Origin of the sequence: Ensifer sp. YR511, assembly GCF_900103045.1 — a bacterium.
Lineage (GTDB): Bacteria > Pseudomonadota > Alphaproteobacteria > Rhizobiales > Rhizobiaceae > Ensifer > Ensifer adhaerens.
In genome coordinates, this window is sequence record NZ_FNGR01000003.1 from 458,692 (window position 1) to 482,435 (window position 23,744).

Below are 23,744 nucleotides of genomic sequence, written 5' to 3' on the forward strand. Positions count from 1 at the left end.
CCGGTCAAGCCCTCCTGCCCGAAATGGCGGAGCCATGTCCGATAACGTAAACGCTCCTTGCTACACGCAAACCCAAGAAGGGCCGCACACCGCGGTATTAAATAAATGAAGCGTACCTACCAACCGTCCAAGCTTGTCCGCAAGCGTCGCCACGGCTTCCGTTCGCGTATGGCTACCAAGGGTGGCCAGAAGGTCCTCTCGGCCCGCCGGGCCCGTGGCCGCAAGCGTCTTTCGGCTTAAGCCGAAGTTGCCCGAAACCAGTGTCCGGGCACATGACGTCAGATAAAGACAAAACGACTGTCGGGCGGCTGAAAAGCCGTCCGCAGTTTTTGGCCGTTCGGGCAGGAGAAGGCCGCAGAGGCCCCTTGTTTCTCCTCGAAGTGCTCGACCGCAACGATCCGGAAGGCGAAGCCCGCGTCGGCTTCACCGTCACCAAGAAACACGGCAATGCCGTCGAGCGAAACCGGATGCGCCGACGCCTGAAAGAGGCGGTGCGGCTTTCCGCCGGGTTTGCAATGAAACCCGGACACGACTATGTGATTGTCGCCCGACGCGAACTCCTGAATGCTCCCTTCGACGCCTTGACCCGGGGCCTTCACGAGCGCATCGAAAACAAGCCGAAACAGAAGCGGCCGCCGGCCGGTTCCAGGAAACTATGATGGAAAAAAACCGCAACTATTTCGTGGCGATTGGCCTGTCCGTGCTGATCCTCATTGCCTGGCAGTTCCTTTACGTCAATCCGAAGATGGAAAAGGAACGCATCGCTGCGGAAGCGCTGCAGGCCCAGCAGGCGCAATCGCAGTCGGCAACGCCGACTCAAGCGACGCCGGGCCAGGCTCTGCCGGGCGGCGGCGCGATCCCGGGCGCCGGTGAAAACCGCGACCAGGCGATTGCCAAATCGGCCCGCGTTGCGATCGACACGCCGGCGCTTTCCGGCTCCATCAACCTGACCGGTGCCCGCTTCGACGACCTGAAGCTCAAGGAATACCGCGAGACGGTCGATCCGAAGAGCCCGGTCATCACCCTCTTCAGCCCGGCCGAAACGGTCGACGGCTACTTTGCCGAAATCGGCTATGTCGGCAGCGACGCAACCGGCACCGTGCCCGGCCCGCAGACCGTCTGGACGCTTTCGGGCGGCGACAAGCTGACCGCGGCGACCCCGGTGACGCTGACCTTCACCAACGAGAAGGGCATCACCTTCAACCGAACCATCTCGGTTGACGAACATTACATGTTCCAGGTGGTCGACAGCATCAAGAACGGCGCAGCCGAGCCGCTCAGCCTTTCCTCCTACGGCCGCGTGACCCGCTTCAACAAGCCGACGACGCCGAGCGTCTACGTACTTCATGAAGGCTTCATCGGCGTGCTCGGCGAGCATGGCCTGCAGGAACTGAAGTACGGCAAGATCGAGGACGAAAAGTCGGTCGAGCCGGGCAAGGCAACCGGCGGCTGGCTCGGCATTACTGACAAGTACTGGGCAGCGGCGATCGTTCCGCCGCAGGCAACCCCCTACGACACGCGCTTCACGCACTTCACCGACGGTCGCGCGCGCTACCAGAGCGACTACAAGAGCGACGCGATCACGGTCGCGCCCGGTCAGTCCTCGGAAATCAAGAACCTCGTCTTTGCCGGCGCCAAGGAAGTTCCTGTCGTCGACAACTATGAAGTGGCCTACTCGATCCCCAACTTCGACAAGCTGATCGACTGGGGCTGGTTCTACTTCATCACCAAGCCGATGTTCAAAATGATGGATTTCTTCTTCCGTCTGTTCGGCAACTTCGGCATCGCGATCCTGATCACCACGATCGTCGTCAAGGGTCTGTTCTTCCCGCTTGCCAACAAGCAGTACGCATCGATGGCGAACATGAAGAAGGTTCAGCCGAAGATGGAGGAACTGAAGAAGAAGTTCGGCGACGACCGCATGGGGCTGCAGCAGGCGATGATGCAGCTCTACAAGGAAGAGAAGATCAACCCGCTGGCCGGCTGCTGGCCGATCCTCATCCAGATCCCGGTGTTCTTCGCGCTCTACAAGGTGATCTACATCACCATCGAGATGCGCCACGCGCCGTTCTTCGGCTGGATCCACGACCTTTCGGCGCCCGATCCGACGACGATCGTCAACCTCTTCGGCCTCTTGCCGTTCGACGGTCCGGCCTTCCTGCACCTCGGCGTCTGGCCGCTGATCATGGGCGTTACCATGTTCGTGCAGATGCGCATGAACCCGACGCCGCCGGATCCGACCCAGGCGATGCTGTTCACCTGGATGCCCGTGGTCTTCACCTTCATGCTGGCCTCCTTCCCGGCCGGTCTCGTGATCTACTGGGCCTGGAACAACACGCTTTCGGTGCTGCAGCAGTCGATCATCATGAAGCGCCAGGGCGTGAAGATCGAGCTCTTCGATAATCTGAAGGGCCTGTTCTCGAAGAAGCCCAAACCGGCGGAATGACGCCAGCCGGTAGCACAATCGCAGAGCCCCGGACTTCGGTCCGGGGCTTTTTTTGTTTCCACGCCGCGGCGCGACACGCGGATGGCGTTGACGCGGACGTGCGGTCCGGGCATCTGGCGTTATTGAAATCAGCGCGCCCCTGCTCCAGGACAATTTGTCATGACCGATCCGTCGGCCACCTCCGCCCCGTTCGCCGCCAGCGAGAAGCTTGGCGCCCTGCTCGTCTTCGGCTCGGCCTTCTTCTGGAGCTTTGGCGGCGCGATTGCGCGGTTCCTGCACATTTCCGACAGCTGGACGATCGTCTTCTGGCGCTGCCTGTTTGCCGGCCTGTTCCTGCTCGCCTTCATGCTGGTGCGTGACGGACCGCGCGGCACGGTGGCCCTGTTCAAGGGCATGGGCTGGCCGGGCATCTCCGTCGGGCTCTGTTTCAGCATCGCCTCGACCTCCTTCATCATTGCGATCTCCTACACGACGATCGCCAATGTCGTTCTGCTCGGCGCCGGGGTGCCGCTGTTTGCGGCGCTGATGAGCTGGGTGCTGTTTCGCGAGCGGGTATCGCGCTTCACCTGGGGCGCGATCACCGCCGTCATCTTCGGCGTCGGGATCATGGTCTCGGAAAGCCTGACGGGAACAATGTCACCGGTCGGCGATGCGCTGGCGCTGCTGATCCCCGTCGTCTTCGCGCTGGCAACCGTCATTACCCGCCGATACCCGCATGTGCGCATGACGCCGGCGACCTGCTTCGGCTGCTTTGCCGCAAGCGGCATTGCCGCCAGTCAGTCCTCGGGCCTGGCGGTGACTGGAGGCGAGCTCGCGCTGCTCTTCGTCTTCGGCGCCTTCAACCTCGGGCTTGGCATGGCGCTCTTCGTGACCGGTGCCCGGCTGGTGCCCTCGGCGCTGGCCGCGCTGCTCGGGACGGCGGAAACCGTGCTGGGGCCGCTCTGGGTCGCGATCATCCATGGCGAGGTGCCGAGCAGCCGGACGATCGTCGGCGGCACCTTCATTCTCCTGGCGCTGCTGGCCTACCTGCTCAACGAATTCCGGCGGACGCAAACCATCCCCACACGGCCGGTCCGCACGCCGACGCCTTGACATCCACGGCCAAAACCTTGAAGCCAAGGACTTTCTCGATGAAGGACCGACCGCCGATGGCCGATACCAGACCCAAAGACGACAAGCCGTTGTTCGGCCGGCCGTGGATTTTCATTCGCGGCGTCCCCGCCATGAAATTCCTGCCGCCGGAAGGACCGGCCGAGATTGCCTTTGCCGGCCGCTCGAACGTCGGCAAGTCGTCGTTGATCAACGCGCTGGTCGGCCACAAGGGTCTGGCAAGAACCTCCAACACCCCGGGCCGCACGCAGGAACTCAACTACTTCGTACCGGATGGATTTTCCGGCGAGGCCGACGACCTGCCGCCGATGGCGCTCGTCGACATGCCCGGCTACGGCTATGCCCAGGCGCCGAAGGAACAGGTCGATGCCTGGACAAAACTGGTCTTCGACTACCTGCGCGGCCGCTCGACGCTGAAGCGCGTCTACGTGCTGATCGACAGCCGCCACGGCATCAAGAAGAACGACGACGAGGTGCTCGACCTGCTCGACAAGGCAGCCGTCTCCTATCAGCTCGTGCTGACCAAGACCGACAAGATCAAGGCCGCCGGCGTGCCGCGGCTGATCGCCGAGACGCTCGAAAAGATCAAGAAGCATCCCGCCGCCTTCCCGGAAGTCCTTGCGACTTCCTCGGAGAAGGGCGAAGGGCTCGACGAGCTGCGGGCGGCAATCGGCATCGCGATCGCGCGCTAAAGGGGGCCTCAGGGCGTCCGGCATCGCGCTGCAAGCACCCGCCCATGCGAAATCGATGTCTTTGATCTCTGTCACTACCCCGACATGCAATCCGCTCTATCTCTGCGTTGCGTCCAGAACGGTGGCGCGGCCAGAGATAGGAGTGTGACATGTCCGATTTGATCGTTGTCGGGTTCGATTCCCCCGAGGAGGCTGACAGGGTTCTGGTCCGGCTCGCCGGGCTGAAGAAGGAATATCTGATCGACCTCGAGGATGCGGTGGTCGTCGTGCGCGACACCGAAGGCAAGGTCCACCTCAAGCAGAGCCTCAACCTGACCGCCGTCGGCGCCACCTCGGGCCTGCTCTCCGGCTCGCTCTGGGGCGGCCTGGTCGGCCTCCTGTTCCTCAATCCGCTGGCAGGCTTTGCAATCGGCGGTGCGCTCGGCGCGGGTGCCGGCGCCCTCTCGGGCTCGCTCAGCGACTACGGTATCGACGACGAATTCATCAAGTCGCTCGGCAACACCATCCCGAACAACTCCTCCGCTCTGTTCATCCTGGTGCGCAAGGTTCAGCCGGAAAAGGTTCTCGCCGAATTCCCCGACCTGCGCGGCCGCGTGCTGAAAACGTCGCTTTCGCCCGAACAGGAGCAGAAGCTGCAGGCAGCGCTCTCCGGCACAACAGCGGCTGCACCGCCCGCCGGCGCCTAATCGTCCGGCTGGCTTATCGAGACAGCACGAAGGCGAGCGCCAGGCCATTGATGCAATGGCGCTTGCCGGTCGGTGGCGGGCCATCGTCGAAGATGTGACCGAGGTGGCCGCCGCAACGGCGGCAATGGCATTCCGTACGGGTCATGAGCAGCGAATTGTCTTCCCGTGTCGCCACGGAATTGGGGAGCGATTGCCAGAAGCTCGGCCAGCCCGTGCCACTGTCATACTTCGCCTCGGACGAATAGAGCGGCAATGCACAACCGGCGCATTGGAAGGTGCCCTTGCGCTTCTCGTGGTTAAGCGCGCTTGTAAAGGGGCGCTCCGTGTCCTCGTGCCGAAGGATCCGGTACTGGTCGTCGGTGAGGGCTGCCCGCCATTCGGCATCAGATTTGACGACCTCGAAGGGCTCGATTCCCGCTGCCCATGCAAGCGGCGTGAGCCCGCGCAACGCGAATGCTGCGGCCAATGCCGTGCCTGCCATCAGGAAGACGCGCCGGCTGATCATGCTAACCTCCCACTTGGCCTAAAGCGCGTCACGATCATTCGCGCGGAGCGCTGTACGTTGTCGATTTGTCGGATGTCGCGATAGACGATACCGCCCGGACACCCCCGCTGCAAAACAATGCCGTTCAAAGCATCGTGACGCGGTGAAAGGCCATCGGTGATACGACCTATGGTAAGCGCCAGGCCGCCGGCAGCGGCCAGGCGCCGCCGAACTCAGCCTTTCGGCAGGAGCACCTTGTCGATCACATGGATGACGCCGTTCGACTGCTTGACGTCGGCGATCGTTACCGTCGCCATACCGCCGGTTTCATCGGTCAGCATCAGCTTGCCGCCGTCTTCCCTGGCTTTCAGCACACAGCCGCCGACCGTTTTGACGTCATGCTCGCCGCCGTCCTTCTTGATCATCTCGGCAATCGTCGCCGACATCGCGTCGGCGGCAACGACATGGCAGGTCAGGACCTTGGCGAGCTTGTCCTTGTTCTCTGGTTTCAGAAGCGTGTCGACGGTACCGGCCGGCAGTGCGTCAAAGGCGGCATTCGTCGGCGCAAACACCGTGAACGGCCCCTTGCCCTCCAGCGTCTCCACCAGCCCGGCTGCCTTGACGGCGGCGACCAGCGTGGTGTGATCCTTGGAATTAACGGCGTTCTCGACGATGTTTTTCTCCGCATACATCGGCGCGCCGCCGACCATCGGATTTTCGGCATGGGCGACGAAGGCACTTGCTGCGAGGACGGACGCTGTTGCGACCAAGCGGATGGCAGACGTGAACATCTTCTCTTCCTTCCTGTTGAGGGAGGCGGCGCATGGGCCGCCCGCCGAAACTGCCGTTCCCTGCGGGGGAACAAGACAAGCAACGGAAGGACGAGAGAAAGAGTTTCAGGAATTTTCAGGAAAGTTAGTCGATTGATAAATAAGGGTATTTATCGAGATTACGCGCTCAGAGGTTTCGCGCCTTGCCGAGCGCGATGATCGGTCCGGTGGCCACGCCGGTCGGCGAACCGCCGAGCGGCTCGACGCTGACGGCAAGAACCGAGCCGGCGGAGATCCGCGAGCGGAAGGTCGACGGCACGGCGATTTCGCCCTCCCCGGTCTGCGGCAGGACACCGAGCGAGATTGCCGGATTGCTGCCGTTGATCAGCCAAAGTTCGAGGGATTTCTGTTCCGCCTGGCTGGCGGCCACCGGCGTTACCTGCAAGCGGCCCGATGCCCGGTCGAAGCGGGCGACGAGATCGATGGCGCTGCCTTTCCCCGAGAGCTCGGCAACAAGCGAGGCACCGGTCGACCGCGTCTCGAACAGGCCGGCCATGGAGGCGCCCATCACCAGCAGCGCGGCGAACGAGGCAAGCGCCAGTCCTCGCCAGAGCGCCAGCGAGTGCCAGAGCCCGCGGGACCGTACAGGTTCCGACCGCAACGTATCGAAAAGCTGCCGTTCGATCGCGGAGAACGTCCTGGGTGGGGGCACCACCGGATCATAGGCGTCGTCGAAGGAGGAAAGGTTGCTCTGCCAGCGGTCGACCATGGCGGCAAAGTTGCGATCGGAAGCAAGCCGGGCCTCGACCTTGCGGCGATCGTCGGCAGACAACACGCCGAGCACATACTCGCCCGCGATCACCTCGTCGCGGCGAAAGTCCCGGCCCTCTGGGGTTGGTGTCGTCATCGCTCCATACACTCTCGCAACTTCAGGAGACTGCGCCTCAACCAAGTCCGCATAGTGTTCAGCGGCACCGCGAAGACGTCAGCCAGTTCCTGGTAGCTCAGGCCTTCGACGTAGGCGCGCCGCACCGCTTCCGCGCGGTCTTCTTCAAGCTCCTCCATGCAGGCGTCGATCCGCCTGCCTTCTGCTCTCACGACTGCCAACTTTTCCGGATCGGCAGCAGGATCAGCCAAATCGTAGGCTTCGTCAATCACATTGGCAGCCGGTTTGCGCGCCCGGATGAAGTCGATGGCCTGATTACGCGCTATTGCCGCCAGCCAGGAACCCGCAGCCGCCTGTCCTTGCGAAAACCGGCCGGCCCGCTGCCAAATCTTGACGTAGATTTCCTGCAGCGCTTCTTCTGCCTCGCCCCGATTGCCAAGAATACGCAGGCAGATGCCGAAGAGTTTCGGACTGGTCTGCCGATACAGTTCGGCGAAGGCGTCGCGATCGCCGAGCGAAACGCGGCCAAGCAGGCCGGCCATATCCTCATCGATCATAGAACGCGCCCCGAAGCCTCATCTCTCCAGAGATAGGGCGCAGTTCACTTTGAACCAGCCGTATCGTCATTCGGCCTTTATGTTGCTCTCCGATCATTCCATCGATCCGGAACTTGCGCTAAACAGCAGCCGGTATTTTTCGAGGGTCCGCCATGTCCGCCAATGAAAGTGAAATCCAGGCACGCCTGCTCACCCAGGCCCTGCCCTACATGCAGCGCTACGAGAACAAGACGATCGTCGTCAAATATGGCGGCCACGCCATGGGTAACAGCGAGCTCGGTCGCGCTTTTGCAAGCGACATCGCGCTTTTGAAGCAGTCGGGCGTCAACCCGATCGTCGTGCATGGCGGCGGCCCGCAGATCGGCGCCATGCTGACGAAGATGGGCATCGAATCGAAGTTCGAAGGCGGCCTGCGCGTCACCGACGAAAAGACGGTCGAGATCGTCGAGATGGTGCTCGCCGGCTCGATCAACAAGGAGATCGTCGCGCTCATCAACCAGACGGGTGAATGGGCGATCGGCCTTTGCGGCAAGGACGGCAACATGGTCTTCGCCGAAAAGGCACGCAAGACCGTCAAGGATCCGGATAGCAATATCGAGCGCGTCCTCGATCTCGGTTTCGTCGGCGAAGTGGTCGAAGTCGACCGCACGCTGATCGACCTGCTCGCCCGCTCGGAAATGATCCCGGTGATCGCGCCGGTCGCGCCCGGCCGTGACGGCCACACCTACAACATCAACGCCGACACCTTCGCCGGCGCCATCGCCGGGGCGCTGAACGCCACGCGCCTGCTGTTCCTGACGGACGTTCCCGGCGTGCTCGACAAGCAGGGCAACCTGATCAAGGAACTCTCTGTATCCCAGGCCCGCGCGCTGATCGCCGACGGCACGATTTCCGGCGGGATGATCCCGAAGGTCGAGACCTGCATCGACGCGATCAAGGCGGGCGTTCAGGGCGTCGTCATCCTCAACGGCAAGACGGCCCATTCGGTGCTGCTCGAAATCTTCACCGAGCGCGGCGCCGGCACGCTGATCGTGCCCTGACGCACCCCGATCGGCAATGACATGACGAGGATCCGGAAGCCGTCTCACACAGCTTCCGGATTTTTTATGTGGCCTCGCTGTCCGATGGATGGCGCCTGCGGGGCGGTAACATCGATTCCTCCTCGGCCTCCTGCGGCGCTCCCCAGAACACCTCAAGCGACGGCCCGGCGGCGAAATGGCGGCGGCGGAAGACGAATTCGTAGAGCTCGTGAAACCAGACCCTGCGCCCCATGCGGGTGTACCACCGCATCGAATGGCGCTGCTGCGGGTCGCGGTGCAGGAGGACGCGCGCAAGGGCCTTTGGCCGCGCCTGGATCGCGACCTCGATCAATTTCACGCTCAGAAAAAGCACGACCGGGTGAAGGTGCTTCATCTTCAGCACCTGATGCTTGTAATCCCACTTGCGCATGTCCGGCTCGATGACGGTGCGATCCCTGGCGAGGCCAAAGAACGGGGTCCACCGGTGCGGCGTGACGTAGAGCGCCTGGATCTGGTCCGGGTCGTAGGAAAGAAGTTGCCTGAAACCACGCCAAAGATCGCTCAGGCGTTCCTCCTCGAAGCCGACCACCCAGGTGGCCATTGAAAGAATGTCGTGCTGGCGCAGGAGCGCGATTGCCTGCCGGTCGCTCGTGGTCGTCCCGCCCTTTTTGATCAGCTTCAGCGTCGCGTCATCAGTGTTTTCCATTCCGAGCAGCCAACGCACGACACCGGCCTTGCGATAGAGGTGCAATATGTCGGCATCGCGCACGATATCGTCTGCCCGCGTCGAGCCGACGATCTGCACCGGCACGTTCTCGGCGATCATGGCGTTCAGGAAGGCGAGCCAGCCCTTGCGCGACGAGGTCGGGTTTTCGTCGGCGAGATTGATCAGTTCCACGCCCTCTTCACGGTGGAGGCGGGCGATCTCCTTAGCGAACGCGACCGGATCCCGGTGCCGCCATCGCGTCCAGAAACCGCGCTGGCCGCAATAGTTGCACAAATGCGGGCACCCTCTCGAAAACTGCAGCACGACAGCGCGTTTTCCGCCCCAATAACTGTAGTGCCGATGCTCGATCAACTCCCAGCCGATGCGGTAGGCATCGAGATTGGCGATCGCCTCGGTCGGACGGGTGGCGAGCGCAACCCCGTCATCATCGCGATAGGCGATGCCCGGAACCTCGCTCAAGGGTTCTAAGGATGACAGGGCGCGCACGAGCCGTCGCACTGTCTCTTCGCCCTCTCCCCTGACGATGTAATCGAAGGCGCCGCCCTCGCTTAGAACCTCGCGCCAATGATAGGTCGGGAACACACCGCCATAGATCACCCGGACGGACGGTGCGGTCATTCTGACATCGCTGGCAATACGCTTGGCCGTCGGGTGGGCCGACGTCGACCCCGAATGACCGATCAGCAGAAGATCCGGGCAGTCGTCGAGCACGCGTGCGACAATCTCTTCGAAGCCCAAAGGGCCGAATTCGCAATCGATGAGCCGCACGGCGTGGCCATCATCGATGAGCGGCCCGCCAACGGCGAGCAGGCCGAGCGGCGGAAGATGATCGTCGGGAATACGGCTGCCGATGGCCGTATGCGGCGGATTGAGCAGAACAATCTTCATACGGTGCCTCTTGGGTCGCAAAGAATTGCCAGAGACACGATAAAGCTGAAGATTGCGGAAATAACAGCTCCAGGCTGCGGCCAAAAACGTACGTTTTCGCGGTGAAATCGCGCAACTTGCGCAGCGCGATTTCATCGAGCCCCGAGCTCAGCGCGGAGCGTAGACCTCGGTCGCCGCCGCCTTCAATTCTTCCATCATCACGCGGTATGGGCCCGGACCGTAGCTGGCGCGTGACACGCCGGCGCGGGCGAGCGTCTTCAGGTCGGGTGCGGCCGGGCGCATCATGATGTTGACGGGCAGGATCGAGGCGGCGCAGACCTTGGCGATCAGCGCCTCGTCCACCAGCCACGGTACGAAGAAGCCGCTGGCGCCCGCTTCGGCATAGGCCTTGCCGCGGGCGATCGCCTCGTCGACGAGGCCGGCATGCCGGCTCTCGTCACCCTCCTGCAGGAAGAGATCGGTGCGGGCATTGATGAACAGGGGGATGCCGCGCCGGTCAGCCATCTCGCGGATGGCGCGGATGCGCTCCGCCTGCTTTTCGACCGGGTGCACGCCGCCCTTGCCGACGATCTGGTCCTCGAAGTTGATGCCGATGGCGCCGACGTCGAGGATGCGCGAGACATTGGCGGCACCGGTCGCAGCGTCGTCGGAGTAGGCGCCTTCGAAATCGATGCTGACGGGCAGGTCGGTGCTCGCCACGATCAGGCGTGCGATATCGGCAAGCCAGGCCAGAGGCACCTTCTCGCCGTCGCCGAAGCCGTGGGCGGCCGCCACCGACCAGCTTCCGGTCGCAAGCGCCTTGGCACCGGCCTCTGCCACGGCCTTGGCGCTGCCGGCGTCCCAGATGTTGTAGAGCACTACCGGGTCACCCTTCTTATGCAGGGCGGCGAAGGCGAGCGCCTTTTCCTTCTGGTTCATTGTGTTTCCTCCACCAACAGGCTGACTGGTTTCATTTTCGCCTCGTGCCGAAGCAGCCACTGTTTCCGCCAGAGCCCGCCACCGTAACCGGTCAATGAGCCATCCGCGCCGATGCAACGGTGGCACGGAATGACGATGGCGATCCGGTTGGAACCGTTGGCCTTGGCGACCGCACGTGCGGACTGGATCGTAGCGACCTCGCGGGCAATGTCACCATAGGAACGCGTCCCGCCGGCGGGAATCTTCACGAGCTTCGCCCACACGTTGCGCTCGAAGGGCGTTCCCCCGGGCGCAAGCGGAGTTTGAAATCCGCCCGCCTCGCCGGCGAAATAGCTCTTCAACTCGCCTTCGATCTGATCGATCGGCGCCGTCCGGCCGGGGACGATGGCCGAGCGCGTCGCGCGCTTCAGCGCCTCCAGTTCCGTCGGCAGCGCCTTGCGTTCGTGGAACTCCAGCAAATGGAGGTGCGTCGCATCGGCAACCGCGACCATCGGCCCGATCGGCGTTTCGATCCAGTCGGACGAGAGCAGCGCCCTCCCCTGCGCTGCCGCCGGCGCATCGCCGAGCAGGCGCTGGAAGGCTGCGCGAAACCCGCTCGGCGACTCGTAGCCGGCCTCGAGCTGGGCGTCGATCACCCGACCACCGTCGGCGAGCTGGCGGGCGGCGAGCCCCAGGCGACGATGGCGCGCGAGATCGAGGAAGGTGATGCCGAGCGCGCGCTTGAAGGCACGCCGGACGGTCGAGGGATCAAGCCCGCGGCACACGATGTCGTCCTCGCTCCAACGGCGCTCCGGTGCTGCTTCCAGCGCCTGCAGAAGCTCCTGGACGAGCGGATCCTTGGCGCCGAACGTGGCAAGCGGCCGGCAGCGCTGGCAGGGACGGAACCCCGTCTCCAGGCAGGTGCCGATAGAGCCGACGAAGATCGTGTTTTCCCGCTTCGGCTTGCGGGCCGGGCAGGACAGGCGGCAGAAGACGCCTGTTGTCTTGACGCAGACGAAGGCCGAACCTTCGTATTCGCTGCTGCGCGCCATCAAGGCGTCGTAGAGCGTTTCATCGGAGGGAAGATCGAACAACATGCCGCGGTTCTAGCATGACCACGGCTCGGGAGACGCCGGTTTTCGGGCGTCTATTTTTCAGATCAGCACCAGCATGACGACACCGAGCACGATCAGCAGGCAACCCAATAGCTCCAGTCTGTTGATCCATTCGCGGAAGATGAAAAAGGACGAGGCGAAGGTGAAGAGCATTTCCACCTGGGCGACGACCTTGACGACGGCCGCCTGCTGCAGGGTCATCGCCATGAACCAGCCGAAGGAGGCAGACGCGCCGACGAAACCGACGACAAAGGCCGGCTTCCAGGCAGCCGCGATGCGCGGCAGCTCGTCGCGTTCGCGCACCACGATCCAGATCAGCATGACCACGGTCTGCAAGAGGATGACGAAGCCGAGCGTGAAGCTTGCCTGCATCATGTAGTCGGGTGCCGGCAGGCTCGGCGCCAGTGCCAGCGACGCCGAACGGTAGGCGACGGCCGAAAGGCCGAAGAAGGTGCCGGACAGCAAGCCGATGCCGGCCGTGCGCGAGAATACCGAGGTCACCAGCGTGCGCGCACTCAGGGTCGTGCGCGCCACCGAAATCAGCATCACGCCGACGACCGAGATGGCGATTGCCACCAGCGTGCCCTCGCTCGCCTTTTCGCCGAGGAAAATCAGGCCGAAGAGCGCTGCCTGCGCCGGTTCCGTGCGCGAATAGGCGGTGCCGACGGCGAAGTTGCGGAAGGAGAAGAGATGGACGAGCAGGAAGGTTGCGGCGATCTGCGCCAGCCCCCCGATCACCGCCCAAAGGAAAAAAGTGCCGTTCGGCACCGGAAGCGGACGGCCCACCACCTGCCAGAGCACAACGAGATAGAGGAAGGCGAACGGCAGGCCGAAGCCGAAGCGCACGAAGGTCGCGCCCGTCGTGCCCATGACGCCTTTCAAGTGTTTCTGCATTGCGGAGCGGACGTTCTGAAGGAAGGCCGCGGCGATGGTGATGAGGACCCAGGTTTCCATCGTTTCGAGCTAGCATGCAGGCCGGCTCGTTGCCAAGGACCACCTAACGGACCGGTTGCTAGTCCGCCCTTTCCCGCGCCTCTGCGAGCTCCGTGCTCTCGCTGATCGTGATCCGGGGCGCCTCGTCCTCGAAGGTCTTTACCCGCTGATCGTAGTTCGGCGCGAGCGTTCCGAGCACACGGTCCCAGAAGGAGAAGTAGTTGGCGTAATTGTACCTGAAGCCCGAATGGTGCTGATCATGGAACGTCGTGCACAGCAGCGGAGACGGGTAGCGCGCGGTGGAGGCGGCAAAATACTCGAAGCCGCAATGGCCGATCATGCCGTTGAAATGTTCGAACAGCCGATGGGCGATGAGCACCAGCGGCGGAAACGGCACGACGAAAACGACGACGGCCGAAAAGCTCTGAAGCAGGAAGTTGTCGAAGACGTCCTCGGAATAGGTGCTCCAGATCGTCGGCGCCACGCTTTTATGATGCAGGGCATGCAGCGGATAGAGCCACTTGGTGTGCAGCAGCCGGTGCATGAAATAGAACCAGGCATCGTAGAGGATCATGCTGAGCACGAAGAGCGGCAGGGCGTTCCACCAGGTAAGCGTCCAGGGCGCCGGCGCCCAGCCCTTCTGCTGGGCGTAGAGTCCGATCGTCAGCGGCAGGCAGGCGCTGAACATCGATTTGAGGCTCTGGCGGATCTCGGCGCTGCGGCGCTTGTCGGAACCGCGTCCCTTCTGGATCTTTCGCTCGGGATTGCGCTCGTTGAGCCATGTGATGCCATAGCCAAGCGCGAAATAGGTAACGACGGTGAACGTGTAAAACCCGAACAGAAAGAGCAGATAGAATACTTCGTTCGACATTGGCATCCGCATCCCCGAGCCAAAAACCGCGCGAGCCGGAAGATGCCACGCACAACCGCCAATTCAAAGCGCTAATCTATGCGCCAGCATTACGCCCGGCCCCGCATCGCCATTTTCCCGTTTGCCGCCACGGTCGGTCGTGTCATAAGGCGGTCATGAAAAAGCTCGACCGCCTGCCGACCCGCTCCGAATTCGCCCATGTCACCGACTGGGTCTTCGACCTCGACAACACGCTCTATCCCCACCACGTCAACCTGTTTGCGCAGATCGACCGCAACATGACGGCCTATGTGGCGAAGCTTTTGTCGCTCGATCCGGCCGACGCCAAGAAGCTGCAGAAGGACTATTACCGCGACCACGGCACGACGCTCAAAGGCCTGATGGTCCATCACGGCATCGACCCGAACGAGTTCCTCGAGCAGGCCCATGCGATCGACTATTCGATCGTTCCGGCCGACCCGGCGCTCGGCGAAGCGATCAAGTCGCTTCCCGGCCGCAAGTTCATCTTCACCAATGGCAGCGTTGCCCATGCGCAGATGACGGCCCGGGCGCTCGGGATCCTCGACCATTTCGACGACATCTTCGATATCGTCGCCGCCGACTTCGTGCCGAAGCCCGCGGGCGAGACCTATGACAAGTTCATGAGCCTGCACCGGGTCGATACCCGCAATGCCGTGATGTTCGAGGACCTGCCGCGCAATCTCCTCGTGCCGAAGGCGCTGGGCATGAAGACGGTGCTGCTGGTGCCGCAGAACCTCGAATACACCTTTGCGGAATCGTGGGAAAAGTCGAACGACACCGACGAGCAGATCGACTACGTGACGGAAGACCTCACCGGCTTCCTGCGGAGCCTCCTCACAGATCTCTAGAGTGGCGCTGGCGGACGCCGCAAAGACGGCGTCCCGCCCGCTGCGACACAATTTTGCCGCCGAAAAACCCCTTTTCGGCCAATGACTTAAATTACCAAAGTTTAACTGGCGTCGGCTGCACCCGCGTCTATCCTTGCGATCAGAAACAACCGATCGAAAGGACGCATGATGCCGAACAAGACCCTGATCCTCGGCGTGGCTGCACTCTCCGTCGCCGTCACCGGAATGGCCTCCCCCTCCTTTGCTGCCCGCGAAAAGATGACGCCCGAGCAGCGCGGCCAGCGCATGATAGAGCGCCTCGACACCAACAAGGACCAGAAGGTTTCGCTCACCGAGTTCCAGGCGCGGATCTCCGACAATTTCAAAACCTTCGATACCAATGGCGACGGGCAGATCAGCGCCGAAGAAATGAAGGTCAAGCGCGAGGCCTTCCGTGAGGCGCGCAAGGCCTGGAAGGACGCCAAGGCAAAGACCGGCACGGAGCGCGAGACCGCCCTTGCCAAGCTGAAGGAAGCCCGCCCGGCCATGCTGCCTGGCCTGCGGCCCAAGGCCTTCAAGCGCGTCGATACCGACGGCAACGGCTCCTTGAGTGCCAGCGAGGTTTCAGGCGCCGCGGAAGCCATGTTCAAGCGGCGTGACAAGAATGGCGACGGCGTCATCGACGCGGCCGACTTTACCAAGAAGATCTGACGGGAGCTCTTCTCTCTCCCCACCGCCCGGTGGAGAGGCTCCCGGCTAGCCCATAGCCCCTTGCTCCCCCCAGCGAGGGGCTATGCGCATTGTCGGAGGCGTTCCGCGCGAGATCGTTTCAGCGGCGGCCGTTCGCCATCGGCACCGACTTCGGATCGACCGTTTCGTAGAAGCGGGAGATGATCTCCCAGGCTTCCTCGGCCGTTTCGACGAAGTGGACTAGGTCGACATCGTTGGGCGCGATCGTGCCGAACTCGGCAAGCGCCTCGAAATTGACGATCGAGCGCCAGAATTTTTCCCCGAAGAGAATGAGCGGAACCAGCGCAAGACGCCCGGTCTGCATCAGCGTCATCGTCTCGAAAAGCTCGTCCAGCGTGCCGAAGCCGCCCGGGAAAACGGTGACGGCCTTGGCGCGCAACAGGAAGTGCATCTTGCGGATGGCGAAATAGTGGAAGTTGAACGACAGTTCGGGCGTCACGTAGCGATTGGGCGCCTGCTCGTGCGGCAGCACGATGTTGAGGCCGATCGACGGCGCGCCGACATCATCGGCGCCGCGATTGCCCGCCTCCATCACGCCCGGCCCGCCGCCGGTGACGACGACATATTCCTTGTAGTGCAGCTTGGCCGAATGCTCGGAGCAGAGCCGCGCGAACTTGCGTGCTTCCTCGTAATAGACCGAGGCGGCTTCGAGGTTCTTGCGCTGCGTCTCGTTCTTCGCCGCCCAGGCGTCGCCGCCGGGCTCAGGAATGCGAGCGCCGCCGAACATGACGACGGTGGAGTTGATGCCGCGCTCTTCCAGCATCATTTCGGTCTTCAGGAGTTCGAGCTGCAGCCGGATCGGGCGCAGTTCCTCGCGGCAGAGAAAATCGTCGTCGATATAGGCGAGGCGATAGGAAGGCGAAGCCGATTGCGGCGTGACCGGAACGGTCTGTGCGCGTTGCCGGCTCTGCGAGCTGTCGGCCAGCGGATCCCAGACCCCATCTTTGCGGCGCAGAGCGCGCTTCTTCATGCGTGCCATATTCTCGTCTTTCCCGTCGCGTTCCGGACAATCGGCATCTCGTCCAGACGCGTCCTATCCTCAATCCTCGGTCATGAAGGTCGCAAGCGCATCAGCGCGCTGCGGCGGCCTTTGCGTATCCCGAACGGGTACGCGGCGCTGTAGTGCCGTGTTCGCCTCAGTTTGCCAAGCCCCGGCCACTCCAGGGACCTGAAAAGCCCTTCAACTTTTCAGGATCACGTCGTGCAGCCACCGCCGCTCAGGACGTGTCAAGGTCGCTGCAGCAGCTAGATCTGCTGCATAATTTTGTCCTTAAATCGATTCCGATTTTCGGATTTATGCAGTAGAGCTTTCGCAGGATAACCGCCGAACTTTAAGGAATTCCGATGACGAACCACGACCTCGCCTCCCTGTCGCAGACGATCGAAGCCGCCTTTGAAGACCGCGACTCCGTCAACACCGGAACGCGCGGCGCGGTGCGCGATGCCGTCGAGACGGCGCTGAACCTGCTCGACAGCGGCAAGGTCCGCGTTGCCCAGTGCGGCGAAGACGGCAACTGGACGGTCAATCAGTGGCTGAAGAAGGCCGTGCTGCTCTCCTTCCGCCTCAACCCGATGGAAATCGTCAAGGGCGGCCCGGGCCAATCGGTCTGGTGGGACAAGGTGCCCTCGAAGTTCGACGGCTGGAGCGTCAACGAGTTCGAGAAGGCCGGCTTCCGCGCCGTTCCGAACTGCGTCGTGCGCCGCTCGGCCTACATCGCCCCCAACGCCATCCTGATGCCCTCCTTCGTCAATCTCGGCGCCTATGTCGGCGAAGGCACGATGGTCGATACCTGGGCGACCGTCGGCTCCTGCGCCCAGATCGGCAAGAATGTGCACCTTTCGGGCGGCGTCGGCATCGGCGGCGTGCTGGAGCCGATGCAGGCCGGCCCGACGATCATTGAAGACAACTGCTTCATCGGCGCCCGCTCGGAAGTCGTCGAAGGCTGCATCGTGCGCGAAGGCTCGGTCCTCGGCATGGGCGTCTTCATCGGCAAGTCGACCAAGATCGTCGACCGCGCCACCGGCGACGTGACCTATGGCGAAGTGCCGCCCTACTCGGTCGTCGTCGCAGGTTCGATGCCCTCGGGCTCGACCATGGGCAACGGCCAGCCGGCGCCGAACCTCTATTGCGCCGTCATCGTCAAGCGCGTCGACGAGAAGACCCGCTCGAAGACCGGCATCAACGAACTGCTTCGGGACTGATCGCGATGACACCGGAGGGGCCGCAGCCGAGCATGACCTGGCTGTTCTTCAGCCCCTCCGGTCGCATCGGCCGCCTGCCCTTCTTTCTTTCCTGGCTGTTCTGGTTCCTGATCGGCGGCTTCATGGTCGCCCGGATGGTTGCCAACGAGGGCAATGAGACGGTGCTGGCGCTCTGGACGCTGGCATTCGTCGTCTCGAGCCTCGTCTCGCTGCCCTCCATCGCCATGCTGGCGATCAAGCGCCTGCACGATATCGGCTATCCCGGCCCGCTTTCCCTCACTCTGTTTATCCCGGTCTTGAGCCCGGTCGTCTTCATCGCCCTTTGCCTCTGGCCGGGCGATCAGGGGCCCAACGAGTTCGGCGCGCGCAGCGACGAACCCGGCCCTTGAACCCTTCGCCCCTGTACAAGAACCGCGTGAGCGCGTATGTAGCGCGCCATGACAGGCCCGCGACGTGTTGGCCGCGGCAATTGGCGCCGAGACGATCCGTTCGTCCTGGGCTCTACGACCGATATCCGAAAGACAAGATATGACTGAATTCGAAGGGATCGCGCCTGCGATCGCCGAGGCGTTGGCAAAACGCGGTTACAACGAATTGACGCCGGTTCAACAGGCGATGCGCGATCCGGAACTCGCCGGGCGCGACGCCCTGGTTTCGGCGCAGACCGGTTCCGGCAAGACGGTCGCCTTCGGCTTGGCGCTGGCGCCGACGCTGCTTGGCGACGAACGCCGCTTCGGGCCTGCCGGTGCCCCCCTGGCGCTCGCCATCGCACCGACGCGCGAACTGGCGCTTCAGGTCAAGCGCGAGCTTGAGTGGCTCTACGGTGAGACCGGCGCGACAATCGCCTCGTGTGTCGGCGGCATGGACATGCGCACCGAGAAGCGCACGCTGGAACGCGGCGCCCACATCGTCGTCGGCACGCCCGGTCGCCTTTGTGACCATATTCGCCGCAACTCGCTCGACATTTCTTCGCTGCGCGCCATCGTTCTCGACGAAGCCGACGAAATGCTCGACCTCGGCTTCCGCGAAGACCTCGAATTCATTCTCGAAGAGTCCCCGGACGATCGCCGCACCCTGATGTTCTCGGCGACCGTGCCGAAGTCGATCGCAACGCTTGCCAAGAACTACCAGCGCGACGCCGTACGCATCAGCACCGCTTCCGAACAGAAGCAGCATGTCGATATCGAATACCGCGCGCTCACCGTTGCGCCGAACGATCGCGAAAACGCGATCATCAACGTGCTGCGCTTTTACGAAGCGCGCAACGCCATCGTGTTCTGCTCGACCCGCGCCGCGGTCAACCATCTGACCGCCCGCTTCAACAACCGCGGCTTCTCGGTGGTGGCGCTTTCGGGCGAGCTCAGCCAGAACGAACGCACCCACGCCCTTCAGGCCATGCGCGACGGCCGCGCCCGCGTCTGCATTGCGACCGACGTTGCCGCCCGCGGCATCGACCTACCGGGCCTGGAACTGGTCATTCACGCCGATCTGCCAACCAACTCCGAGACGCTGCTTCACCGCAGCGGCCGCACCGGACGCGCCGGTCAGAAGGGCGTCAGCGCCCTTATCGTGCCGGTCAACCAGCGCCGCAAGGCTGAGCGCCTGCTCGACGGCGGCCGGATTACCGCGACCTGGGCACGCCCGCCGTCGGCCGACGAGGTCAGCCAACGTGACGACGAGCGCCTGCTTGCCGATACGAGCTTTGCCGAGCCGATCCGCGAGGACGAACAGGCGATCGTGGCAGCACTTATCGAGCGCCACGGTGCCGAGCAGATGGCCGCCGCCTTCGTACGCCAGTTCCGTTCCGGACGGTCCGCTCCGGAAGACCTGATCGAAGTCGCTGTCGGCGCCAAGCCGCGCCGCGACGAACGCGCACCGCGCGAGGACTTCGGCGCCGAGCGGGCCGATTTCAGCGACGGCAGCTGGTTCTCGCTGTCCGTCGGCCGCAAGCAGAGTGCGGAGCCGCGTTGGCTTATCCCGATGCTCTGCCGTCACGGCAAGCTGACCAAGCGCGACATCGGCGCGATCCGCATGCAGCAGGAAGAGACCTTCGTCGAGATGACCGCCGAAGGCGCCGAACGCTTCCTGTCGGCGATCGGCAAAGACAAGATGCTGGAGAAGGGCATCCGCGTGAAGCCGCTCGCCGGTGCGCCGGATCTGTCGCAGCAGCGCCAGGAAAAACCGAGTTTCTCGAGGGACAAGCCGAACTACTCCAAGGATAAGCCGGGCTTTGCCAAGAAGCGCCCCTATTCCGACGACGCCCCTCGCAATGACGACCGCGGCGACTTCAAGCCGAAGCGCAAGTTCGAAAAGAAGGCCGCCTATAGCGATGGGCCCGCCCATACCGAGGACAGGCCGCCGGCGAAGGGCGCCGAAAAGCCCTGGGGCAACAAGAAGAAGGGCAAGCCGGACGCTGGCAAGGACGGCGGCTTCAAGCCCAAAACCAAGCCGAAGGGCAACGCCAAGAACCGCCAGGGCTGAGCCCGGCGACGGCAACCCAAAAGCCAATCAACAAGGCGCTGCGATCCGATCGCGGCGCCTTTTTTTGTTACTCCGACGACCGGGGAGCGAGCGGTCCCGGCACTCCGCCCGGACGCTCAGCGCAACGCGGATCATGCATGGCACCGAGCCAGCGCGCGTGACGGTCAGGCAGCGTCGAGCTGCGACTGGGCGACAATCTTGACCACCCAGTCGGCAAAGACGCGCAGCCGGCTGCTCAGGTGCCGGTTCGGCGGATAGACGAGATAGATCGGCATGGGCTCGACTTCCCAATCCTCCAGCACCGGCCGCATGGCGCCGGTCTCGAGGTCCTCGCGCACCATGAAACGCGGCGCCTGAATGACGCCGAGGCCGGCTCGCGCCGCCGCGAGATAGGTGGTGGCTTCATTCGCCGCCACGGCATAGCGGCCGTTCACCTCAATCTCCTCGTTGCCGCGCTTGAAGTAGAACGGCAACTGCTGCCCGGTCTGCGGCCGGAAGTAGCCGACGACGTAGCAGTTCTTCGAGAGATCCGAGGGATGCTGCGGGATCGCGTGGCGCGAGAGGTAATCGGGCGCTGCGCAGGCGACGAAGCTCATCTCGGTGATGCGGCGCGCGATCAGGGACTGGTCGGTGAGCGCACCGACGCGAATGGCGCAATCGACATTCTCGGCCACGTAGTCCACCGTCCTGTCCGAGACCCCGAGGTCTATCTGGATGTCGGGATAACGCTTGTGAAACTCCGGTAGCGCGGGGATCACGATCAGGTTGGCAATCGCGCTTGCCATCTCCACCCTGAGCCGTCCCTTCGGCAAGGTCTGGGCGCTCGAAAGACTGCCGTCGAGTTCGTCGAGGTCGGTCAAAAGGCGTGCAGCGCGTTCGTAATAGAGCGCGCCATCGGGCGTTACCAGCACCCGGCGGGTGGTGCGGTTCAGAAGTTTTGTGCGCAGATGCGCCTCCAATCCCTGGATGAGATTGGTCAATGTCGCCTTGGGCATATTCAGCGAAGCGGAAGCGCGGGTGAAATTTCCGGTTTCGACGACCCGGAGAAAGGCGCGCATGGCCGTGAGCTGGTCCATTTTCAAGAGCCGTAATTGTTCGAGAATACGAATAGTGTAATCAGATTGAAAAGACTATTCCAGACAGAAGACAATGCTATTCTCCTATCGTGGCGTGTTGTCGCCACATGTGGGTTTGGCTCGGGCCGAAGGCAAGAGAGATGGGCGAACAGTTCAAAGTGGAGACGATGCAGACGGGCCAAGGCTCGTGCACCGCACGCGTCTACCGCGGCGAGACCCTGCTCAATCCGCCGCCGATCGTACTGCACCTGCATGGTGGCTCCTTCGTCGGCGGAACGATCGCTGCCGGCGAGCGCGTTGCCGAGGCACTCGCGGCAGCCGGAGCGGTGGTGATATCTCCGGAATATTCCGCGGCCTGCCTCAACCCCTTTCCCGCGGCCCTCGATGTCGCCTATGCCATGCTGTCGTCGATGCGCGCGCGCTGCCCGCAGTTCGCACACAAGAAGTCGTCGCTGTTCGTGGCCGGCGAAGAGGCTGGCGGCAATGTCGCCGCCGGGGCCGCGCTGATGGCGCGAGACCAGTATCTGACCGATCTCAAGGGCCAGATCCTGCTGTCGCCGATGCTGGATCCGTGCCTGGCAACGGCATCGTTCCGTCAATACTGTCCCCAGTCCTCGGCGCAATCGATCGCCGACGGCTGGCAGCGCTATCTCGGCCAGAACGGTGGCTTCACCCACCCTTACGCCGCGCCGGCCCACTGTACGCGGCTCGCCGGCCTCGTGCCTTCGCTGATCGTGACCAGCGAAGAGTGCCCGATGCGCGACGAGGCTGAAGCCTATGCCGAGCGCCTGCGCAAGGCGGGCGTGGCGGTGGAATCCCACGTGCTGCCCGGACGCGCCGGATGGTTGCCGCAGAACGCAGGCACCGGCGAAAGCTGGTCGGCACAGCAGAAGGAAATTACCGGCATCTTCGCCCGCTTCTTCCAGAAGGCGGGGGCAAAGCCGGCGGAAATGACGGTGCGTTAGGCGGGGCCGCTCAGAGGCTCATTCCCCGATCTGGCATCGAACGCAAAGCGCCGGCTCCCAACCGGCAAGGAGAGAAAAGATGACATCGACAGTGACCCGCCGGGCCCTCTGGGGCGCCGGCCTGAGTATCCTTTTGTCTGTCGGCGGCGGCGCCGCCGTCATGTTCGGCCTGCCGCAGCATTTCGAGGCCGATGCCGCGACCGATGCGTCCGCCGCTCCTCCGCCGGCCGTGCCGGTCTCGGTGGCGCGGGCGCAGTCCAAGCGCATCACCACCTGGGAGGAATTCTCCGGACGCCTTGAAGCGATCGAGCGTGTCGAGGTGCGCCCGCGCGTCGGCGGCGCCATCCTGAAAGCCCACTTTCGCGAAGGTGCGCTGGTCAAGCAGGGCGACCTCCTGGTGACGATCGATCCCGAGCCCTATGCCGCAGCCGTCGAGCGGGCAAAGGCCCAGGTCGAGGCTGCCGAAGCGCGTGTTTCGCTCGCCAAGATCGAGCTCGAGCGCGGCCGCAAGCTGGTGACCACCAGCGCCGTGCCGCAGAGCAGCGTCGACCAGCGCGCCAGCGCCTATGACGAAGCTCAGGCGGAGGTGCGTTCGGCCAAGGCGGCGCTGCGCACGGCCGAACTCGATCTGCAATACACAGAGGTCCGTGCGCCGATCTCCGGCCGCGTCGGCCGGCTCGACGTCACCGCCGGCAACCTCGTTGCTGCCGGTTCCGCCTCGCCTGTGCTGACAACGCTCGTCTCGGTCGATCCAATCTATGCGAGCTTCAACGCCAGCGAAGAAGTGGTCACCACCGCTCTCGCCCGGCTCGCAGCATCGGCCGGCGGCAACGCGATCGAGCGCCTGCCGGTCCAGGTCGGCACCGCCGCCGACGAGGGCACGCCGATCTTGGGCCATATCCAGCTCATCAACAACGAGGTGGATGCGGCAACCGGCACGATCCGGGTACGCGCGGCGCTTGAAAACGCCGACGGCAGGCTGATCCCCGGACAGTTCGTCCGCATCCGCATCGGCGAGCCGGACCCCGAGGAAAAGCTTGTGATCAGCGACCGCGCCATCGGCTCCGACCAGGACAAGAAATTCGTCTTCGTCGTCGGCACCGACAACAAGGTCGAGTATCGCCAGGTGAAGCTGGGGCCGAATTCCGACGGTCTGCGCATCGTCGAAAGCGGCCTGAAGTCCGGCGAGAACATCGTCGTCAACGGCCTGCAGCGGGTTCGCCCCGGCGTCGTCGTGGCGCCGCAGCAGGTCGAGGAAACGACCGCCTCTATCGCCAAGTAATCCCGGCGCCTCTTCGCCCGGTGTGAAGAGGCTCCAGCCAAGGCATCACTCTGCAGACA

Annotated in this window: 25 protein-coding genes; 14 read left to right on the forward strand and 11 right to left on the reverse strand. The window is 63.5% G+C overall.

Features of this window, described 5'->3' with window-relative positions; all coding sequences use genetic code 11:
* The first annotated feature begins 105 nt into the window (after window positions 1-105).
* The 6 genes from rpmH to BLU15_RS09320 all read left to right on the forward strand — a co-directional run bounded on the left by rpmH (window position 106) and on the right by BLU15_RS09320 (window position 4,934).
* Entirely contained in the window at window positions 106-240 is a 135-nt protein-coding gene (rpmH, locus tag BLU15_RS09295; RefSeq protein WP_060519824.1) for a 50S ribosomal protein L34, read from the forward strand.
* A 20-nt stretch (window positions 241-260) separates the two neighbouring features.
* Window positions 261-659 carry a ribonuclease P protein component gene (gene rnpA, locus BLU15_RS09300; RefSeq protein ID WP_034797300.1) on the forward strand — a complete coding sequence of 133 codons (399 nt, stop codon included), beginning with the start codon at window positions 261-263 and terminating at the stop codon, window positions 657-659.
* A complete protein-coding gene (gene yidC / locus BLU15_RS09305; RefSeq protein ID WP_034797302.1) occupies window positions 659-2,446 on the forward strand; it encodes a membrane protein insertase YidC in 1,788 nt (595 codons plus the stop codon). The genes rnpA and yidC overlap by 1 nt, the downstream gene beginning before the upstream one ends.
* A gap of 159 nt (window positions 2,447-2,605) precedes the next feature.
* Window positions 2,606-3,538: a DMT family transporter gene (locus tag BLU15_RS09310; protein WP_090295069.1), complete on the forward strand. Its 933-nt coding sequence runs from the start codon at window positions 2,606-2,608 to the stop codon at window positions 3,536-3,538.
* Between the two features lie 56 nt (window positions 3,539-3,594).
* Entirely contained in the window at window positions 3,595-4,248 is a 654-nt protein-coding gene (gene yihA, locus BLU15_RS09315; protein ID WP_060607324.1) for a ribosome biogenesis GTP-binding protein YihA/YsxC, read from the forward strand.
* 149 nt (window positions 4,249-4,397) lie between these two features.
* On the forward strand, window positions 4,398-4,934 hold the full coding sequence (locus BLU15_RS09320) for a DUF1269 domain-containing protein (RefSeq protein ID WP_034797308.1): 537 nt from the start codon (window positions 4,398-4,400) through the stop codon (window positions 4,932-4,934).
* Window positions 4,935-4,947: 13 nt separating this feature from the next.
* Here BLU15_RS09320 and msrB read toward each other — a convergent pair whose 3' ends face one another.
* The 4 genes from msrB to BLU15_RS09340 form a co-directional block, all read right to left on the reverse strand.
* Window positions 4,948-5,439 carry a peptide-methionine (R)-S-oxide reductase MsrB gene (gene msrB / locus BLU15_RS09325; RefSeq protein WP_090295070.1) on the reverse strand — a complete coding sequence of 164 codons (492 nt, stop codon included), beginning with the start codon at window positions 5,437-5,439 and terminating at the stop codon, window positions 4,948-4,950.
* 212 nt (window positions 5,440-5,651) lie between these two features.
* Window positions 5,652-6,209, reverse strand: coding sequence for a fasciclin domain-containing protein (locus tag BLU15_RS09330; RefSeq protein ID WP_090295071.1), 558 nt, complete (start codon window positions 6,207-6,209; stop codon window positions 5,652-5,654).
* 166 nt (window positions 6,210-6,375) lie between these two features.
* Window positions 6,376-7,095, reverse strand: coding sequence for an anti-sigma factor (locus BLU15_RS09335; protein WP_060607221.1), 720 nt, complete (start codon window positions 7,093-7,095; stop codon window positions 6,376-6,378).
* Window positions 7,092-7,631, reverse strand: coding sequence for a sigma-70 family RNA polymerase sigma factor (locus BLU15_RS09340; protein ID WP_090295073.1), 540 nt, complete (start codon window positions 7,629-7,631; stop codon window positions 7,092-7,094). The genes BLU15_RS09335 and BLU15_RS09340 overlap by 4 nt, the downstream gene beginning before the upstream one ends.
* A 152-nt stretch (window positions 7,632-7,783) precedes the next feature.
* Here BLU15_RS09340 and argB point away from each other — a divergent pair, with 152 nt between their 5' ends.
* Entirely contained in the window at window positions 7,784-8,671 is an 888-nt protein-coding gene (argB, locus tag BLU15_RS09345) for an acetylglutamate kinase (protein WP_034797321.1), read from the forward strand.
* A 64-nt stretch (window positions 8,672-8,735) separates the two neighbouring features.
* Here argB and bchE read toward each other — a convergent pair whose 3' ends face one another.
* The 5 genes from bchE to BLU15_RS09370 form a co-directional block, all read right to left on the reverse strand.
* Window positions 8,736-10,265 (reverse strand): magnesium-protoporphyrin IX monomethyl ester anaerobic oxidative cyclase, encoded by a 1,530-nt coding sequence (bchE, locus tag BLU15_RS09350; RefSeq protein WP_090295075.1) that lies wholly within the window; start codon window positions 10,263-10,265, stop codon window positions 8,736-8,738.
* A gap of 147 nt (window positions 10,266-10,412) precedes the next feature.
* On the reverse strand, window positions 10,413-11,183 hold the full coding sequence (locus tag BLU15_RS09355; protein WP_090295077.1) for an isocitrate lyase/PEP mutase family protein: 771 nt from the start codon (window positions 11,181-11,183) through the stop codon (window positions 10,413-10,415).
* Window positions 11,180-12,259, reverse strand: a complete 1,080-nt coding sequence (locus BLU15_RS09360) for a bifunctional transcriptional activator/DNA repair enzyme AdaA (protein ID WP_089043201.1) — start codon at window positions 12,257-12,259, stop codon at window positions 11,180-11,182. The genes BLU15_RS09355 and BLU15_RS09360 overlap by 4 nt, the downstream gene beginning before the upstream one ends.
* Window positions 12,260-12,316: 57 nt before the next feature.
* A complete protein-coding gene (locus BLU15_RS09365) occupies window positions 12,317-13,231 on the reverse strand; it encodes a DMT family transporter (RefSeq protein WP_090295078.1) in 915 nt (304 codons plus the stop codon).
* A 58-nt stretch (window positions 13,232-13,289) separates the two neighbouring features.
* The gene (locus BLU15_RS09370; RefSeq protein WP_162731809.1) at window positions 13,290-14,081 is read right to left on the reverse strand and encodes a sterol desaturase family protein; all 792 of its coding nucleotides are present in this window, start codon (window positions 14,079-14,081) and stop codon (window positions 13,290-13,292) included.
* Between the two features lie 155 nt (window positions 14,082-14,236).
* Here BLU15_RS09370 and BLU15_RS09375 point away from each other — a divergent pair, with 155 nt between their 5' ends.
* Both BLU15_RS09375 and BLU15_RS09380 read left to right on the forward strand, forming a co-directional pair.
* Window positions 14,237-14,950: a pyrimidine 5'-nucleotidase gene (locus BLU15_RS09375; protein WP_090295082.1), complete on the forward strand. Its 714-nt coding sequence runs from the start codon at window positions 14,237-14,239 to the stop codon at window positions 14,948-14,950.
* 168 nt (window positions 14,951-15,118) lie between these two features.
* Window positions 15,119-15,640 (forward strand): EF-hand domain-containing protein, encoded by a 522-nt coding sequence (locus tag BLU15_RS09380; RefSeq protein ID WP_162728662.1) that lies wholly within the window; start codon window positions 15,119-15,121, stop codon window positions 15,638-15,640.
* Window positions 15,641-15,758: 118 nt separating this feature from the next.
* Here BLU15_RS09380 and BLU15_RS09385 read toward each other — a convergent pair whose 3' ends face one another.
* A complete protein-coding gene (locus tag BLU15_RS09385) occupies window positions 15,759-16,658 on the reverse strand; it encodes an LOG family protein (RefSeq protein WP_077962548.1) in 900 nt (299 codons plus the stop codon).
* Window positions 16,659-17,023: 365 nt separating this feature from the next.
* On the opposite strand from BLU15_RS09385, the gene dapD reads away from it, so the two are divergent.
* The 3 genes from dapD to BLU15_RS09400 all read left to right on the forward strand — a co-directional run bounded on the left by dapD (window position 17,024) and on the right by BLU15_RS09400 (window position 20,362).
* Complete coding sequence (dapD, locus tag BLU15_RS09390; protein WP_090295087.1) at window positions 17,024-17,881, forward strand: 2,3,4,5-tetrahydropyridine-2,6-dicarboxylate N-succinyltransferase; 858 nt, start codon at window positions 17,024-17,026, stop codon at window positions 17,879-17,881.
* A 5-nt stretch (window positions 17,882-17,886) separates the two neighbouring features.
* On the forward strand, window positions 17,887-18,270 hold the full coding sequence (locus BLU15_RS09395; RefSeq protein WP_034797357.1) for a DUF805 domain-containing protein: 384 nt from the start codon (window positions 17,887-17,889) through the stop codon (window positions 18,268-18,270).
* Window positions 18,271-18,409: 139 nt separating this feature from the next.
* Window positions 18,410-20,362, forward strand: coding sequence for a DEAD/DEAH box helicase (locus BLU15_RS09400; RefSeq protein WP_090295088.1), 1,953 nt, complete (start codon window positions 18,410-18,412; stop codon window positions 20,360-20,362).
* Between the two features lie 164 nt (window positions 20,363-20,526).
* Here the strand turns inward: BLU15_RS09400 and BLU15_RS09405 are convergent, their stop codons facing one another.
* Window positions 20,527-21,438: a LysR family transcriptional regulator gene (locus BLU15_RS09405; protein WP_034797362.1), complete on the reverse strand. Its 912-nt coding sequence runs from the start codon at window positions 21,436-21,438 to the stop codon at window positions 20,527-20,529.
* A 140-nt stretch (window positions 21,439-21,578) separates the two neighbouring features.
* On the opposite strand from BLU15_RS09405, the gene BLU15_RS09410 reads away from it, so the two are divergent.
* Both BLU15_RS09410 and BLU15_RS09415 read left to right on the forward strand, forming a co-directional pair.
* Window positions 21,579-22,403 (forward strand): alpha/beta hydrolase fold domain-containing protein, encoded by an 825-nt coding sequence (locus tag BLU15_RS09410; RefSeq protein ID WP_034797364.1) that lies wholly within the window; start codon window positions 21,579-21,581, stop codon window positions 22,401-22,403.
* A 79-nt stretch (window positions 22,404-22,482) separates the two neighbouring features.
* Window positions 22,483-23,685: an efflux RND transporter periplasmic adaptor subunit gene (locus BLU15_RS09415; protein ID WP_034797366.1), complete on the forward strand. Its 1,203-nt coding sequence runs from the start codon at window positions 22,483-22,485 to the stop codon at window positions 23,683-23,685.
* Window positions 23,686-23,744: the final 59 nt, after the last annotated feature.

Bases quoted from the DNA above. Each gene is read 5' to 3' on its own strand.
- rpmH (WP_060519824.1), top strand. From the start codon at position 106: ATGAAGCGTACCTACCAACCGTCCAAGCTTGTCCGCAAGCGTCGCCAC.
- yidC (WP_034797302.1), top strand. From the start codon at position 659: ATGGAAAAAAACCGCAACTATTTCGTGGCGATTGGCCTGTCCGTGCTG.
- BLU15_RS09310 (WP_090295069.1), top strand. From the start codon at position 2,606: ATGACCGATCCGTCGGCCACCTCCGCCCCGTTCGCCGCCAGCGAGAAG.
- yihA (WP_060607324.1), top strand. From the start codon at position 3,595: ATGGCCGATACCAGACCCAAAGACGACAAGCCGTTGTTCGGCCGGCCG.
- BLU15_RS09320 (WP_034797308.1), top strand. From the start codon at position 4,398: ATGTCCGATTTGATCGTTGTCGGGTTCGATTCCCCCGAGGAGGCTGAC.
- msrB (WP_090295070.1), bottom strand. From the start codon at position 5,439: ATGATCAGCCGGCGCGTCTTCCTGATGGCAGGCACGGCATTGGCCGCA.
- BLU15_RS09330 (WP_090295071.1), bottom strand. From the start codon at position 6,209: ATGTTCACGTCTGCCATCCGCTTGGTCGCAACAGCGTCCGTCCTCGCA.
- BLU15_RS09335 (WP_060607221.1), bottom strand. From the start codon at position 7,095: ATGACGACACCAACCCCAGAGGGCCGGGACTTTCGCCGCGACGAGGTG.
- BLU15_RS09340 (WP_090295073.1), bottom strand. From the start codon at position 7,631: ATGATCGATGAGGATATGGCCGGCCTGCTTGGCCGCGTTTCGCTCGGC.
- argB (WP_034797321.1), top strand. From the start codon at position 7,784: ATGTCCGCCAATGAAAGTGAAATCCAGGCACGCCTGCTCACCCAGGCC.
- bchE (WP_090295075.1), bottom strand. From the start codon at position 10,265: ATGAAGATTGTTCTGCTCAATCCGCCGCATACGGCCATCGGCAGCCGT.
- BLU15_RS09355 (WP_090295077.1), bottom strand. From the start codon at position 11,183: ATGAACCAGAAGGAAAAGGCGCTCGCCTTCGCCGCCCTGCATAAGAAG.
- BLU15_RS09360 (WP_089043201.1), bottom strand. From the start codon at position 12,259: ATGTTGTTCGATCTTCCCTCCGATGAAACGCTCTACGACGCCTTGATG.
- BLU15_RS09365 (WP_090295078.1), bottom strand. From the start codon at position 13,231: ATGGAAACCTGGGTCCTCATCACCATCGCCGCGGCCTTCCTTCAGAAC.
- BLU15_RS09370 (WP_162731809.1), bottom strand. From the start codon at position 14,081: ATGTCGAACGAAGTATTCTATCTGCTCTTTCTGTTCGGGTTTTACACG.
- BLU15_RS09375 (WP_090295082.1), top strand. From the start codon at position 14,237: ATGAAAAAGCTCGACCGCCTGCCGACCCGCTCCGAATTCGCCCATGTC.
- BLU15_RS09380 (WP_162728662.1), top strand. From the start codon at position 15,119: ATGCCGAACAAGACCCTGATCCTCGGCGTGGCTGCACTCTCCGTCGCC.
- BLU15_RS09385 (WP_077962548.1), bottom strand. From the start codon at position 16,658: ATGGCACGCATGAAGAAGCGCGCTCTGCGCCGCAAAGATGGGGTCTGG.
- dapD (WP_090295087.1), top strand. From the start codon at position 17,024: ATGACGAACCACGACCTCGCCTCCCTGTCGCAGACGATCGAAGCCGCC.
- BLU15_RS09395 (WP_034797357.1), top strand. From the start codon at position 17,887: ATGACACCGGAGGGGCCGCAGCCGAGCATGACCTGGCTGTTCTTCAGC.
- BLU15_RS09400 (WP_090295088.1), top strand. From the start codon at position 18,410: ATGACTGAATTCGAAGGGATCGCGCCTGCGATCGCCGAGGCGTTGGCA.
- BLU15_RS09405 (WP_034797362.1), bottom strand. From the start codon at position 21,438: ATGGACCAGCTCACGGCCATGCGCGCCTTTCTCCGGGTCGTCGAAACC.
- BLU15_RS09410 (WP_034797364.1), top strand. From the start codon at position 21,579: ATGGGCGAACAGTTCAAAGTGGAGACGATGCAGACGGGCCAAGGCTCG.
- BLU15_RS09415 (WP_034797366.1), top strand. From the start codon at position 22,483: ATGACATCGACAGTGACCCGCCGGGCCCTCTGGGGCGCCGGCCTGAGT.